At 65.4% G+C, this 14050-nt stretch carries 14 protein-coding genes; 9 read left to right on the top strand and 5 right to left on the bottom strand.

Features of this window, described 5'->3' with window-relative positions:
* The 4 genes from AC5RVB_RS09785 to AC5RVB_RS09770 all read right to left on the bottom strand — a co-directional run bounded on the left by AC5RVB_RS09785 (position 1) and on the right by AC5RVB_RS09770 (position 6138).
* Positions 1-2151, bottom strand: coding sequence for a zinc ribbon domain-containing protein (locus AC5RVB_RS09785; RefSeq protein WP_494142588.1), 2151 nt, complete (start codon positions 2149-2151; stop codon positions 1-3).
* 95 nt (positions 2152-2246) lie between these two features.
* Complete coding sequence (locus AC5RVB_RS09780; RefSeq protein ID WP_494142587.1) at positions 2247-4526, bottom strand: hypothetical protein; 2280 nt, start codon at positions 4524-4526, stop codon at positions 2247-2249.
* Positions 4527-4669: 143 nt separating this feature from the next.
* Positions 4670-5332: a class F sortase gene (locus tag AC5RVB_RS09775; protein ID WP_227905271.1), complete on the bottom strand. Its 663-nt coding sequence runs from the start codon at positions 5330-5332 to the stop codon at positions 4670-4672.
* A 29-nt stretch (positions 5333-5361) separates the two neighbouring features.
* Entirely contained in the window at positions 5362-6138 is a 777-nt protein-coding gene (locus AC5RVB_RS09770) for a hypothetical protein (protein WP_494142586.1), read from the bottom strand.
* A 313-nt stretch (positions 6139-6451) separates the two neighbouring features.
* Here AC5RVB_RS09770 and sigK point away from each other — a divergent pair, with 313 nt between their 5' ends.
* Together sigK and AC5RVB_RS09760 are read left to right on the top strand one after the other, a co-directional pair.
* Complete coding sequence (gene sigK, locus AC5RVB_RS09765) at positions 6452-7087, top strand: ECF RNA polymerase sigma factor SigK (RefSeq protein ID WP_227905276.1); 636 nt, start codon at positions 6452-6454, stop codon at positions 7085-7087.
* Entirely contained in the window at positions 7084-7851 is a 768-nt protein-coding gene (locus tag AC5RVB_RS09760) for an anti-sigma factor (RefSeq protein WP_494142585.1), read from the top strand. Before sigK ends, AC5RVB_RS09760 begins: the two co-directional genes overlap by 4 nt.
* 49 nt (positions 7852-7900) lie before the next feature.
* Here AC5RVB_RS09760 and AC5RVB_RS09755 read toward each other — a convergent pair whose 3' ends face one another.
* Positions 7901-8215 (bottom strand): variant leucine-rich repeat-containing protein, encoded by a 315-nt coding sequence (locus AC5RVB_RS09755; protein ID WP_227905284.1) that lies wholly within the window; start codon positions 8213-8215, stop codon positions 7901-7903.
* A gap of 337 nt (positions 8216-8552) precedes the next feature.
* Between AC5RVB_RS09755 and AC5RVB_RS09750 the strand changes: the two genes are divergently transcribed.
* From AC5RVB_RS09750 to AC5RVB_RS09720, 7 genes are all read left to right on the top strand, one after another.
* On the top strand, positions 8553-9665 hold the full coding sequence (locus AC5RVB_RS09750) for a DUF475 domain-containing protein (protein WP_227905287.1): 1113 nt from the start codon (positions 8553-8555) through the stop codon (positions 9663-9665).
* Between the two features lie 12 nt (positions 9666-9677).
* Positions 9678-10268, top strand: a complete 591-nt coding sequence (locus AC5RVB_RS09745; RefSeq protein WP_494142584.1) for a TerD family protein — start codon at positions 9678-9680, stop codon at positions 10266-10268.
* A gap of 25 nt (positions 10269-10293) precedes the next feature.
* On the top strand, positions 10294-10875 hold the full coding sequence (locus AC5RVB_RS09740) for a TerD family protein (RefSeq protein WP_227905291.1): 582 nt from the start codon (positions 10294-10296) through the stop codon (positions 10873-10875).
* Between the two features lie 33 nt (positions 10876-10908).
* Complete coding sequence (locus AC5RVB_RS09735) at positions 10909-11490, top strand: TerD family protein (protein ID WP_227905293.1); 582 nt, start codon at positions 10909-10911, stop codon at positions 11488-11490.
* Between the two features lie 94 nt (positions 11491-11584).
* A complete protein-coding gene (locus AC5RVB_RS09730; protein WP_227905294.1) occupies positions 11585-12778 on the top strand; it encodes a toxic anion resistance protein in 1194 nt (397 codons plus the stop codon).
* 38 nt (positions 12779-12816) lie between these two features.
* Positions 12817-13350, top strand: a complete 534-nt coding sequence (locus AC5RVB_RS09725; protein ID WP_227905295.1) for a hypothetical protein — start codon at positions 12817-12819, stop codon at positions 13348-13350.
* Positions 13350-13901, top strand: a complete 552-nt coding sequence (locus AC5RVB_RS09720; RefSeq protein WP_227905296.1) for a TerD family protein — start codon at positions 13350-13352, stop codon at positions 13899-13901. Before AC5RVB_RS09725 ends, AC5RVB_RS09720 begins: the two co-directional genes overlap by 1 nt.
* Positions 13902-14050: the final 149 nt, after the last annotated feature.

The raw sequence follows: 14050 nt of genomic DNA, 5'->3' as shown, positions 1-14050 counted from the left end.
TTACTGCCGGCGCCGCAGTGCCTCGTCCACTGCCGGATCCCCCAGCTGGCCCAGCCAGTTGAGCAGATCCGGGTAGGTGGACGGGTTGCCGGCAACGGCCACCCGTGCCCGCGGGTGGGTGGCCAGTTCCTGCAGCCGGGCCAGAGCCGTGGCCGGATCAGCGGCCTCGGCGATCAGTGTGGCATCCGGGTCCGCAGCTGTTCCGGCTTCGGCAGCGTTTTCGGCTTCCGGAGCCGTTCCTGTTGCGGCGGGCTGAACACTCTCGTCAGCGGTGCTGCCGGTGCCGGCAACCGGGGATCCGGCAGCCGGGGCTTCCACGCCAGCACCCTGTCCTGCGGCCGAGGCGGCCGGAGCTGCCTGGCTGGCCGAGGCCGGGGCCGGCTGAACCGGTGCGTGCTGGACCGGAGTCTGCTGGACCGGAGTCTGCTGAACCGGCTGACCCGGTACGTGCTGGACCGGTGCGTTGTGACCCGGCGCCTGCTGCTGCGGAGCGGCGTCGAACGTGAAGCCGGCGCCAACGCCGCCGGTCGGTGCCAGTGTCCTGAAGTGTTCCCGGGCCGCCTTGTCCAGCCAGAGGACAGCCAGGATCACAAACGGCATGACCCAGGTGAGCACCATGATGATGGTGGCCGTGCTGCCGGTGCCCACTTCATTTGCCGAGCCGTCGTTGCGGACAATCCGGATGATCATCAGGATGAGTCCGAGCACAAACAGGATGGCTGCGTAGGCACTGCCCATCACGTAGGCGGAACGCTGCTCGCGGGCAGCTACCTTGGGCAGCATGACGGCGCCGGCAACCATAACCAGCGCGAAGACGAAGGAGATGGCCCAGGTGGCGGCGCCGTCGTAATCTTCAACGAGCGTCCAGACCATGGAGAACAGGGACAGGGCGGCCAGTGCGGACGTCAGGATGAGGGTGAGCAGGATCGCCGGCTTCAGCGCGGTGAGCCGGTCCGCCGGTGCTGCCTGGGTGTGCTGGGTCAGGCGTGCGACCGACGGCGCCGAAACGGCAGCGCCGAAGGCCATCCAGAAGATCAGCGAGAAGGACGGCGAGCCGGCGTAGTAGTCCAGGGATACGCCGTAGGCGCCCATCAGGGAGATCAGGCCGAGGAACAAGGCGCCGACGCCGATGCAGACTCCGGTGAACCGCCAGGTGTCGGATCCGCGGAAGACGTTCAGTGCCACGAGCGCCAGGACGACTACGGAGACCAGGCCAACGAGGGACAGCAGCAGGGTGGGGATCCAGGGGTTGCCCAGTCCCAGGGACTGGTAGATGGGATCGTCGCCGCGGCCGGCAACCTCCACAATGCGGATGATGATCTGTGCCAGGACCGTCACTGCGGCAAGGCCGGCGATTCCCATGGTGACGAAGACCCAGCGCCGGTTCCGGGGTGCGTCCACGGTGCCGGGGGCAATTTCGCCGCGGCGGGGCTGTGCCGCCATGATGGCGCCTGCCAGGCCGAAGGCCGGAGCGGCATCGAGGATGCTCAGGCTCGAGTCGAAGGAACCCGCTGCCGCCATGCTCATCACCAGATACACCACCACGAGGATGAGGTAGGGCAGGTTGGCCAGTGCCTTGATGTCCTGGACCTGGCGGTAGCCGATCTTGGGGCCAAAGACCCCGGCGCGCCAGAGGTAGCTCACGCCCACCGAGAAGATGCTCAGCAGGGTAATCAGCAGGACGTCCAGTCGGGTGCCCGCCGTCGACTCGGCCCCGTAGTAGCTTCCGGAGCCGAAGGTCCAGGTCATAAAGAGGGAGAAGAACAGCAGCAGGACGGCAATACCGTCCCGCACGTAGTCGCTGACCGGAACTCCGGCGAAGGCTGAGGGACGCTTCTGGGCCGGCTGAGCCGGAGCCTGCGCCTGGCCGTAGGGGGAATTCCCGGGGGCGGGGGTCCCGGAGTACTGCTGCGCCTGGCCCAGGTGCTGGTCCTGGTGCTGCTGGCTCATGCCCTGGCCGGGGTGGCCGGCTGCTGCGAACTCGGGCTGCCGTTCCGGTGACGCTGCCGGTGAGGCAGCCGCTGATGCTGTGGCGGGAGCGTGCGCCCCTGACGGCGCGGCAGAGGCATCAGTGCCCATCGCGAACCCGCACTCCGGACAGAACCGGCCTCCGGGTTCCTGTTGTTTGCCGCATTCGGGACAGAATTTCATGGTGCCTTCCTTGGATTTTCGAAAACTGTGGATGCCGTAGCCGGCAAAGGGCAGGACGGTCCCGCCGCGCGCTGCGGCAGGACCGTCCCTGGGTATTAGTTTGCGCTCAGCTCGCCGTTGTAGCTGAGGAACGCGGTGGTGGCTTCCTCACCGGGGAACAGCTCTACGGTGACCTCGTGTTCCTCACCGTCACCGGGGTACGGGATGGTTACGGTGGCCGGCTCGCCGGCCACGAGCTTCAGTTCGTGTTCCTTACCGTCCATGGTCACTACTACTGTGCCGGGCGTACCGATGGGCAGCACCGAACCTGACACCTCGAACATCAGCTCGCCGTCGTCCTCAATGCCCTTCAGCGTGTGGGTCATGGCCTCCCCGCTCAGGGACAGCAGGCCGTAGAAGTAATCCTTGCCCGGGTCCAGGTAGGAGTCCGAGAAGGAGGTACCCGAGTCCTCCACCAGCGTCAGTTCCTTGGAGTAGTCAATGTCGCCGCCGTCTTCAGCGCGTTCCTCGTCCCATTCCGGGCCGGCGAACACCACGAGCTTGTAGTCCCCTTCAGGGATCTCGTCGCCGTAGCCGAGAGTGGTGATTTCCTCTTTGCCGTCCTTGGAGTAGACGGTCATGTCACCGAAGTCGTACTCGTCTTCGGCGGCCAGGCTCATTTCCTCGTCAACGCGGAGGTTCAGCACCGCGAAGCCGGCGGAATTGAAGGTCACGTCAGTGGAGTCATCCACGGCAATGTCGCCGGAGGCATCTTCACTGTGTGCCAGGGAGAGCAGCGCGAGGGCCTGCTCGCGGGTGAGGGAATCGGTCCAGTCAATAACCGCGTCGGCCAGGGTGTGGCCCAGGCTGACCCGCCACTTGCCGTTTTCCTCCAGCGTGGTCACCGACAGGTTCTGCAGGCCGCCGAACATCTGGGCTGACGGTTCAACCGTGTAACCGGAACCGTTGAGGCAGAAGCTGTCCGAATCGCTTTCACCCTTGATGCATTCGCTGGTCAGGGTGATTTCGTCGCCGTAGTCATTTTCCAGCTTGATGTTGTCGACGACGGCGGTGGCACGGTTGCCGTCCTTCTCGCCTTCCGTGAAACGGACGTCGCTGACGCTGATCTCTTCGCCGTTCATGCCCGACATCGCGTCGTCGAACATGTCCTGGTAGAGGTAGAGCAGGCTGCCTTCATGAATGGAGAGCGTGCCGGCAAGCGGGCTGAGGCTTCCTTCGGAGATCACGGAGGGCACGGCTTCGACCATGGCCTTGGCTGCTTCGGCCGGGCTGTTGCTGCCGGTGGAGGCCTCCGGGACGCTGCCGCGGTCATAGCTTTCGCTGGCGTTGACCATTTCGGCAACGCTGTACATGGGGCTGATGTACCAGCGGCCGTCGCGTTCGGTGGCGACCAGGGTCAGCGGGGATCCGTCCGGGCCCAGTTCGCCCAGTTCGATGGTCTCGCTGACCTTTTCTTCCTCTTCCAGGGAATCGAAGATGGTGCGCAGTGTTCCGGTGGTTGCCGCCGGATCGATGTCGACCTTGACTTCGCCGCTGGCGTACCTGATCAGCGCGGTGCTCTCGTCGATTTCCTTAATTTCCGGTTCGACGCCTTCCATGGAAATGGTGACGCCGTCGAAGGAGAACTCGTCCTCGCTGAGCTCTTCATCGCGTCCCACCTTCGTCAGGGCTTCCTCGAGCTTGAACTCCTCCATCTTGTCCGCCAGGTGCTCCTGGATCCGCTGGATGGGTTCGCGCTCTTCCAGCGGGACCAGCGTGGCAAGGCCGATCATGTCCTTGGTTTCAATGGACTCCATCAGCTGGTCTGCAGCACCCTGCGGGGAGCTGGCTCCGCCGCGGATCAGGTTCTGGACGTAGAAGAAGGCCCCGATCCCCACTGCCAGCAGGACAACGAGGACGGAGACGAGGATGATGACCTTGCGGGACCGTTTCCTGGGTCCCTTCGGGGCGGAGGGCGGCGTGTTCGTTCCGCCGGGGCCCTGCGGACCGGATGGGCCGTTGTTGCCCATGCCGCCGGGACCGTTGTTGCCCGTGCCGCCGGGACCGGCGGGGGTGCCGGGAGCGGCGAAGCCGGAACCGCTGGTACCCGTCGCGTCGGCGGACTTGGCGGCCGGCGCCATAACGGGCGGATCAAAAACCGATGTGGACGTTGCGGTGCTCTCTGCCCGCTGCCCCGGCTGCCCGTCTGCGGCGCTCTGGCCGGGTGCCTGCTCAAATCGCTGCGTGGGCTGCTCGCTGCGGACGGCGTCGTGGTCCGGCTGAGTGGTTTCGGCGGCAGCACTGCCGCCGCTCTGTGCCGGCTGCGGCGCCTGGCAATTGGTACAGAATTTCCAGTGCGACTGTAGTTCAGCGCCGCAGGACGTGCAGTTCTTCAATTCTCCCCCAGGTAGTAAACGCCCGGAAGGAGTAAGTGATGGTCCCCCCGAGCCAACAGATACGTTCGCATAAAACCCTAACACGGGGCATATATGCACCGCCGGTTATGACGGGGCCCGGGGCGAATGTCCGCGGAGGGGAATTACGGGATCAGCGTGGCATACACAACGTAGTTATCCTCGAATTCCCCGCTGGCGGCATCAAAACCGTCACACGTTATCAGGCGCAGTTCGGGCTGCTCGGTGTTTCCGTAAACCTCAAGGGTGGGAAAGTCCGTTTTTCCGTACTGCTCCCCCTTGTCCACGGCAAATACCGCCGTGGAGCCGTCCTCGCGTGCAATGTTGATCCGGTCCCCGGGTTTCAGGGCCCGCAGGTCCGCAAACACGCCCGGTCCCCCGCCGGTGGCATTGACGTGGCCCAGCAGTACCGCCGGACCCTGGTCGCCGGGAGCCGGCGAGCCGGTGAACCAGCTGGCCGGTGAGCCGGGCGGTTCGGGCGGCACTTCCAGGGAACCGTCCTCGCGCAACCCCAGGTGAAGGAGCGCGGATTCCGTTCCGGTGGACGGGATGGACAGGGAGGCAGGCGGCGCGGCGGCCGGCGTTTCAGCCGGTGCAGCGGTCCCCGGCGACGGAGTGGCCGCTGTGGGCGCGGGGGCTGACGGCGCGGCGGAGGATGCGGTCGCTGACGCGCTCGTCGGGGCTCCGGCCTCCGGCGCGGACGCGGTGCTGCACCCGGTGAACAGGAGGAGCGCGGCCGCCGCGCAGGTCAGCAGACCTGCACGGCGGCCGTTCGGGGATTCCTTCATGGGGATCGCCTCAGCTACTCACGGGTTCCCTAGGCGCGGGCCCGGCGGCGGAGGGCCACCATTGCCGCACCGGCCAGGGCCAGAACGCCCGCACCGGCAACTGCAGTGCCGGCAACGCCGTTGTCGGAGGCCGTCTCCACACCGGTGTCAGCTCCGCCCTCGGGCATGGCAGCCATCTGGGAACCGACCAGGGTGCCGCAGGCTGCAGGAAGGGTGGCCGCTGCCGGGAGGCTGGGATCCAGGTCCGACATCTTCTCAGCCGCCGCAGCAGGCATCTTGGTGGGATCAACACCGTGCACCACAACTACCGCACTGCCGTCCTTCAGCGACGCAGCGGTCTCGGGGCTCAGTTCAAGGGTCCGCTCGTAGGTGTAGGCGGATCCGCCCGGGAAGCGCTCAACCGCCAGGGCGGAATCGGGGCTGGAATCGCCTTCAGTGGTCAGCGAGGTGCCGATGTGGCCGTAGAAGGGGTGGCCCTCGGTGGTGTTCACCACGCCGTCGCCGTCGGTATCCGCTTCCGGGCCGGGGCAGGTTCCCTGCGCCGCGATGTGGATGTGCTGGGCGTGCGGGAAGGGACCGTCCATGAAGGTTTCCGCTGCACCGGAAACGTTGACGGTTACAACTGCCTCGGTGCCGTGCACATCCACCATGGCCTGTCCGGTGGTGCCGGAATTGTTCATGGTGTTCAGCGTGGCCTGGCTGCTCCAGGAATCTTCGCCGTGTGCCATGGCGGGACCGCCGGAAAGAGCCAGGGCTCCCAGGGCCAGTGTGGGGACGGCAAGCAGACGCATCTTCTTATTCATCATCGTGTCCTTCGTCGTGGGTTCTCTAGCAACACCACAGGTTCGGAGCTGAGCGCCGGGCGGATGTGTCCCGGATCGAAATACCTGAAAAAAGTTTTGAAACACGTGCACAGCGACGGGCACCCGTCCGTTCCGCCACCCGCACCGAACAGCAGGTATGGACATTCCCCTGCATCACCGAAGCCCGGCTCCGGCCGGCCCGGTGCTGCCCCGGCTGGCGGCCCCGAGCGAAGATGTGGCAGTCTTCTCCCCGGGAATGTCCCCGTTCGCCGACCCGGCGGGGCGCCGTCGTCGAAGGGAACGTCCTTGGAAGCGCATGACTGAGCTGCCCTCCCCTGATGCTTTTCGCGCCGGTTCGCCGCCCGGCGTTCCGGAGCCCGTCGCCGCGACCGGCCGGGAGGATCAGGCTGCCGAGCTGGCCCGCCTGCTGCGCCGCAGCGGTGAAGGGGATGAGGCGAGCTTCGCCGCCCTGTATGACGCCACCTCGGCGAAGGTTTACGGCCTCACCGTGCGGGTGACGCGGTCGCCGGAGATTGCCGCCGAAGTTGTCCAGGAGGTCTATCTGATGGCCTGGCAGCAGTCGGCGCGGTTCGATGCGTCCAGGGGTTCGGTGCTGGCGTGGCTGTGCACCATCGCCCACCGGCGGGCCGTGGACCGGATCCGCCAGGTGGCCAGGGAACGTGAGCGGGAACAGACGTACGAGGACCAGCGGACAGACACACCGGTTGACCAGACCTGGCAGGAAGTGGAACAGAGCATGGACACCCATGAGGTCCGCGACGGGCTGGATACCCTCAGCCCCCTCCAACGGGAGGCAGTTTCGCTGGCCTACTATCAGGGCCGGACGTACCGCCAGGTGGCCCAATACCTGGATATTCCCCTCGGAACGGCCAAGGCCCGCATCCGGGACGGCCTGAAAAGTCTCCGCTCAGCACTGGGAGGTGAACGGTGAGCAGCCACAACCATTCGCCGGGATCCGGAGGCTTCCATGACGCCGGCAGCCCCCATGATCTGGCGCCGCTGTACGCAGTGGACGCCCTGGACCCGCAGGAGCGGGCCGATTTTGAACAGCACCTGGCCGGGTGCGCGCAGTGCCGTGCCGAGGTGGCGGACTACTCGGAGGTCGGAGCATCCCTGGCCGCCGGAGCCGCACAGGAAGCACCGCCGGAGCTGCGCACCGCCGTGCTCTCCGCCATTTCCGGGACCCGCCTACTACCGGCTGAGGAAGTCACTTCCCTCCAGGACCGGCGGCGGCGCAGGACCCGTATGGTGCTCGCCGCGGCAGCGGCTGCCGTGCTGGTGCCGGGCATTGCCTTGGGCGGCTGGGCGCTGGGCGTCCAGTCCGAACAGCGGGAACAGGAGCAGATCGCGGCTGCCGAGCAGGGTCGGGAGAACCGGCTGCTGGCGGCACCGGACGTCACCACCCGCCAGCTGGACGTCAACGGTGTTCCGGCCACCCTGGTGGTTTCCCGGGACGCGGACTCTGCCCTGTTTGTTGCCGGAGACCTTCCGGATCCCGGCGAGGGCCGGGAATACCAGCTGTGGCTGCTGGAGGAAGAGACCCCGATCCCGAATGTACGCTTCGACGGCGGGGACGACGTCCGCATCTGGCTCAGCGGCAACGTCACCGATGCAGGAGCTGTGGCCATGACGGTGGAACCGGAGGGCGGCTCAGAAACCCCCACGCTGCCTTTGCTGGCCTCGGCCGAGCTGTAGACAGGCGCTGACGGCGGCCGTAGCCGCCGTCAGCCTCGTCCGGCGGCGGCTACGCGCCGCGGCGGGCGATGGCGGCGTTCACGCCGTCGTCGTTCAGTGCCTTCAGCCAGCTCAGCAGCTCCGGACCGGCTGCCGGATTTGCCGCCACCGCCGGGCGCACCATCGGGTGATCGGTGGCCAGCTCCTGCAGCCGGAGGGAGCTGGTCCCCGGATCCTCGGCCTGCGCCAGGAGGGCCACTTCCGCGGGATTCACCCGGGAGGCCGGGGCGGCGGAGGCACCGGCATCCGCCACTACATCGGCAGCGGGAATGTTCATGACCGGGCTTGCCGTCCGGTGTCCTGGCTTCTGAATCTCGTCCTGCATGCAGTCCTCCTTCAAACGCGGGCCTTTATCAGTAGGCTTTCAATCATCCTTGCAGACCCCGGCACCAAGCCCAAACCGTCCGCACCGGCAGCGCTGATCGGGGACGGGAGAAGACAAAGACGCACCCGGATGCTGCCGGAACCGGCCCCGGCTCTGGCCCGGCGCCCCCGGCGCAGGCTAGGATTCCGCGCGGCAGCGGCCGGAGATAGTTGCCCGCGGTGTCCGGGGTGCGACATACTGAAGCCTATTCGTTCTTGGATCGAGCAATCCTCTATCAAAGTTTTTGCCTTATCCGGCCGCCGGCTGCGTGCAGGAACTGAAGGAGCTGCAAGGCAGAGTGTTTTTCAAGACTTTCGGCTGGTCATTCGCCATCACGGCCGCCGCGCTGGTCACAGCGTTCTTCTACGGGGGGATAGAGGCACTCATCCTCTGTGCCATTCTCGGTGTTCTTGAGATCAGCCTCAGCTTCGATAATGCGGTAGTCAACGCCCGCATCCTCGAAAAAATGAGCCCCTTCTGGCAGAAAATGTTCCTCACCGTAGGCATTCTGATTGCCGTGGTGGGTATGCGCATTGTGTTCCCGCTGGTCATTGTGGGCGTCACAGCCAGCATGAATCCGATTGAAGCGCTGCGGCTGGCCTTGGAGAAGGGCGACCCTGAGCAGCCGGGCACTTACGGCTACCTGCTGCACGAGGCGCACCCGCAGATCGCTGCCTTCGGCGGCATGTTCCTGCTGATGATCTTCCTGGACTTTATGTTCGAGGACCGGGACATCCGCTGGCTGCGCTGGATCGAGGCCCCGCTGGCCAAAATCGGCAAGCTTAACGGTGCGTCCCTGATTGCCGGCCTTGCGGTCCTGTTGGCAGCTGCCAGCCTGGCCGACGCCGAGCACACCACCGATATTTTTGTCGCCGGTTCCGCAGGCCTTATCACCTACCTTCTTGTCACCGGTTTGGGTGGCCTGTTTGACGTCGACGGCGACGGCGACTTCGATGACGAAGACGCCATCAAGCGGGTGGAAAAGAAGTCCGGCAACGGCGAGCTGGTCAAGGCCACCGGCAAGGCAGCGTTTATGCTCTTCCTCTACCTGGAAATGATCGACGCGTCCTTCTCCTTCGACGGTGTCATCGGCGCTTTCGCCATCACCTCGGATCCGATCATCATCGCCCTCGGCCTCGGCCTGATCGGTGCGATCTTTGTCCGCTCGCTGACCGTTTTCCTGGTCCGGCAGGGCACGCTGGATGAGTTCGTCTACCTGGACCACGGTGCGCACTGGGCCATCGGCGCCCTCGCCGCGATCCTGCTGCTGACCATTGAACTGGAAATCAACGAGATCATCACCGGCCTGATTGGCGTCGTCTTCATTCTGGCGTCCCTGATCTCCTCGATCGTGCGCAACAGGCGCAGCGCGTCCTCCGGCACCCCCACAAAACCTGTCTACTCGAACTAACAAGGGAGAATCATGGGCCTGAGCCTGCAAAAAGGTCAGTCGCTGTCACTGACGAAGAAGGACGGCGGCGCACTCAGCAAGACGCGCCTGGGACTGGGCTGGGATTCCGCAGCCCCGGTCAAGCGCGGACTCTTCGGCACGAAGAAGGCCGCTGAAGTGGACCTCGATGCCTCGGCCATCTTCTTTGATGCCAACGGCAACGCCCTGGACCAGGTCTGGTACGGCCAGCTGGCCAGCAAGGACGGCTCCTCCAAGCACACCGGAGACAACCTGACCGGCGCCGGCGAGGGCGACGACGAAGTCATCCTGGTCAACCTGCAGGCCGTATCCCCGGCCGTGCAGCAGATTGTCTTCGTCATCTCCAGCTACAGCCGCCAGACCTTCGACCAGGTGGAGAACGCGTTCTGCCGGCTGGTGGATGACTCCACTCCCGGCAGCCCGGAAATCGCCCGCTACCAGCTGACCGACTCGGGCAACCACACCGCCATGATCATGGCCAAGGTTGCCCGCGAAGGATCAGGCTGGACCTTCAAGGCCCTCGGCGAGCGCGCCCAGGGCCGCACTGTCATGGACCTGATTCCCATGGCAGCCCGCACACTCTAAACCGAACGTCGCGAAGGAGCGCACCTTGTCCAGCCTGACACTGACCAAAGGCAACAACCTATCCCTGACCAAAGCCGATCCCGGATTGGAACGGGCCCTGGTGGGCTTGGGCTGGGACCCGCGTACCACCAGCGGGGACCCGTTTGACCTGGATGCCTCGGCACTGCTGCTGGGCGCCGACGGCAAGGTGCGTTCCCAGGACGACTTCATCTTCTACAACCAGCTGGCGGCCAAGGACAACTCGGTGGTCCACCAGGGCGATAACCGCACCGGCCAGGGCGACGGCGACGACGAGCAGATCCTGATTGACTTCAGCCTCCTGCCCGCCGACGTTGACCGCGTGGTCATTGTGGTCTCCATTGACCAGGCCGATGTCCGGCACCAGAACTTCGGGCAGGTGCGCGATGCGTACTGCCGCGTAGTCAACCAGGACACCGACGCCGAAGTGGTCCGTTACGACCTCAGCGAAGACGCTGCAGCGGAAACCTCCATGATCTTCGCCGAGGTCTACCGCAACCGCGGCGAATGGAAATTCCGTGCCATCGGCCAGGGTTACGCCTCCGGCCTGTACGGCATCGCCACCGACTTCGGCGTCGTCCTCGACTAATTCCCCATACCTCGTTACAAGGAGCTGAACACCATGGCAGGTCTGTCCCTCTCCAAGGGCAACAACCTTTCCCTCACCAAAACCGATCCCGGACTGCAGAAGGCCCTCGTGGGCCTTGGCTGGGATCCCCGCACCACCACGGGCGAGCCCTTCGATCTGGATGCCTCGGCACTGATGATCGCCGCCAACGGGAAGGTGCGGTCCTCCGATGACTTCATCTTCTACAACCAGCCCGCCGCCAAGGACGGATCCGTCACCCACCTGGGTGACAACCGTTCGGGTGAGGGCGCCGGCGACGACGAGCAGATCCTGATCGATCTCAGCACCATGGCCGCCGACGTCGAGCGCGTGGTTATTGTGGTGTCCATCGACCAGGCCGATGTCCGCAACCAGAACTTCGGCCAGGTCCGCGGCGCCTACTGCCGCGTGGTCAACCAGGACAGCGACAGCGAAATTGTCCGGTTTGACCTGAGCGAGGACGCCGCACCGGAAACCTCGATGATCTTTGCCGAGATCTACCGCAACAACGGCGAATGGAAGTTCAAGGCCGTCGGCCAGGGCTACGCCAGCGGACTGGCCGGCATCGTGACCGATTTCGGCGTGCAGCTCAGCTAGGCTCGCCTTCTTGGCATTACCCTGCGGGGAGTGTTCCGCGGGCCGGAACACTCCCCGCACCCATACCGCAGTTCACCTACGAAAAGGCTGAATAATGACCTCACCTCTGACTCCTCCGGACGCCTCCGAAGCCTCCCTGGTGCTTCAGGCGCCCGAACCGCCCGCCCCGGTTGCTCCGGCCGACGCCCCGGGCATGGTCCCGGTCCCGGAGGAACGCCGCCAGGAAATCGCCGCCCAGGCCCGTTCCTTCATGGATGAGGTCTCCAAGCTTGATGCCCGCAGCCCGGAGTTTACGGCGCAGGTGGACTCCATCAACAAGCTCGCCGGCGCGGAAATGACCGCCTCCGCCGGGTACTCCACCCGCCTGCTGGACCGTTCCTCCACCTCGGTGGCCGGCGCCAAGCGCTCCGGTGACGACGCACAGAAGAAGGTGGCCTCAACACTGGGCGACCTGCGGAGCACGGTGGAGGACCTGACCCCCAACCAGGCGAACCTGGGCACCGGCCGCAAGATCCTGGGCCTGATCCCGGGCGGCAACAAGCTGGCCAAGTACTTCCAGAAGTACGAATCCGCGCAGGTGCAGCTGGACCACATCATCAAGTCCCTGATGGCCGGGCAGGATGAACTGCTCAAGGACAACGCTTCCCTTGCCGGGGAAAAGGTTGAGCTGTGGAAGACCATGCAGACCCTGAGCGAATACTCGGTGCTGGCCGAATCCCTGGACGCCGCGTGCGTGGAGAAGGTGGACAAGCTCAAGAACTCCGGGCAGATTGAGCAGGCCAACGCCTTGGAGGCGGACGTGCTGTTCCCGATCCGCCAGCGCCGCCAGGACATCCTCACCCAGCTGGCCGTCTCCGTGCAGGGCTACCTGGCCATGGACCTGATCCGCAAGAACAACGTGGAACTGATCAAGGGCGTGGAACGCGCCCGCACCACCACCATTTCCGCGCTGCGTACCGCCGTCATCGTGGCCCAGGCCCTGGCCAACCAGAAGATGGTGCTGGACCAGATCGACGCCGTGAACGCCACCACCAACAACATGATCCTGAGCACCAGCGAAATGCTCAAGGACCAGACGGCCCGGATCCACCAGCAGGCCTCCAGCTCCGGAGTGAGCGTGGAAACGCTGCAGAAGGCGTTCGACAACGTGTTCCAGACCATGGACGCCATTGACACCTTCCGTTCCGAGGCCGCCCGCAACATGGAGGGCACCGTGAAGTCGCTGGAGTCCACCATTACCCAGGCCAAGCCCTACCTGGAGCGCTCCCGCCAGAGCGAGTCCCGCTAGGTGCCGGGCACGGCAGCTCCGAGGCAAAGGACATCCACGTGGTAATCGGCAGGTTCATCGGATCTCTCTTTGGCAACTCATCCGAGTCCGGGCCCGCGGACGGCCAGGCGCAGCAGGCACAGCTTGCCGCCCAGCCGCCGTCGGGTCCGGACGCCGAGCACCGGGAGACCGCACGCTCCCTGGTGAACCTGCGTACCGCCGTCCGCCGCGCCGGAGCTGCCATGCCCACACTGATTTCCTCCCAGGTACGCCAGATCGATGACATCCTGGCGCCGCTGGTGGAGTACATCGGCAGCAACGGGGCCTCCACCGAGCAGCGGGTGCTGCTGAATTCCATCATTACCAGCTACCTCCCCACTCCCCTGCGGGCCTACGTGGCCCTGAACGAACGGGAGCGGACCGACGATTCCGAGGCCACTGCATTGCTCGTTGAACAACTGACCATCCTCGAGGGCATCGCCCGGGACCTGGAAAACCAGGTCCGCACCGGTGCCATCGCTGAACTGTCCACCCACGGCCGGTTCCTGGACGACAAGTTCTCCCCCTCTTCACTGACCTTCGGAGACCGCTGATGGGCACCCTGGTAGCCGGCGCCAACGCCGCACTGACCGCGGAGAACCCCGGCCTGACCTCCATCCTGGTGGGCATGGGCTGGGACGTGATTCCCAGCCGCGGACCGCAGTCCGAGCTGGTCCCGCTCACCCTGCTGTGCGGCCCCGACGGACGTGTCCTCTCCGATGACCATCTGGTGTTCTTCAACCAGATCGCCAGCCCGGAAGCCTCCGTGCAGTTCCTCGGCGAGGAGGATGACGAGCAGATCGACGTGGACCTCTCCCGCGTGCCCGCCCAGGTGTCCAAGATTGTTTTTGCCGTCTACGCGGATCCGGAAATGCGCGGACCGGGCAACTTTGCCGCCGTTCGCAGCGCCCACATCCGTGTGGCCCGCCCCAACGGCAGCGAACTGGTCCGTTTCGACCTGCCCGCCGCCAACCGGGACACCATCACCGCCATGATGTTCGGTGAGCTCTACCGGCACCGGGAGGACTGGAAATTCCGTGCCCTCGGACAGGGGTACACCACTGGCCTGCGCGGGCTGGCCGCCGACTTCGGATTCGATCTCTAGGCGATGGCCGTCAACCGATCGTCGGCTCCCCGCACCGACCTCCCCTTCCTGAGCCGCCGACATCAAAGCCGCGCGTATCCATCTCTGCCACCTGCTCGGCGGTGTAATTGCCCAGCAGCGGCACATCCGTGGCGGATTCCGAGTGGGTG

It is taken from the genome of Arthrobacter sp. Y3225209 (assembly GCF_059090685.1).
Note: the sequence above shows the minus strand (reverse complement) of the source record. Positions and strands in the feature narration are given on the sequence as shown.

What these genes read in the sequence shown, in the direction of transcription:
- AC5RVB_RS09735 (WP_227905293.1), top strand. Translation starts at nt 10,909, where the DNA reads ATGGCAGGTCTGTCCCTCTCCAAGGGCAACAACCTTTCCCTCACCAAA.
- AC5RVB_RS09775 (WP_227905271.1), bottom strand. Translation starts at nt 5,332, where the DNA reads ATGAAGGAATCCCCGAACGGCCGCCGTGCAGGTCTGCTGACCTGCGCG.
- AC5RVB_RS09785 (WP_494142588.1), bottom strand. Translation starts at nt 2,151, where the DNA reads ATGAAATTCTGTCCCGAATGCGGCAAACAACAGGAACCCGGAGGCCGG.
- AC5RVB_RS09770 (WP_494142586.1), bottom strand. Translation starts at nt 6,138, where the DNA reads ATGATGAATAAGAAGATGCGTCTGCTTGCCGTCCCCACACTGGCCCTG.
- sigK (WP_227905276.1), top strand. Translation starts at nt 6,452, where the DNA reads ATGACTGAGCTGCCCTCCCCTGATGCTTTTCGCGCCGGTTCGCCGCCC.
- AC5RVB_RS09730 (WP_227905294.1), top strand. Translation starts at nt 11,585, where the DNA reads ATGACCTCACCTCTGACTCCTCCGGACGCCTCCGAAGCCTCCCTGGTG.
- AC5RVB_RS09755 (WP_227905284.1), bottom strand. Translation starts at nt 8,215, where the DNA reads ATGCAGGACGAGATTCAGAAGCCAGGACACCGGACGGCAAGCCCGGTC.
- AC5RVB_RS09720 (WP_227905296.1), top strand. Translation starts at nt 13,350, where the DNA reads ATGGGCACCCTGGTAGCCGGCGCCAACGCCGCACTGACCGCGGAGAAC.
- AC5RVB_RS09745 (WP_494142584.1), top strand. Translation starts at nt 9,678, where the DNA reads ATGGGCCTGAGCCTGCAAAAAGGTCAGTCGCTGTCACTGACGAAGAAG.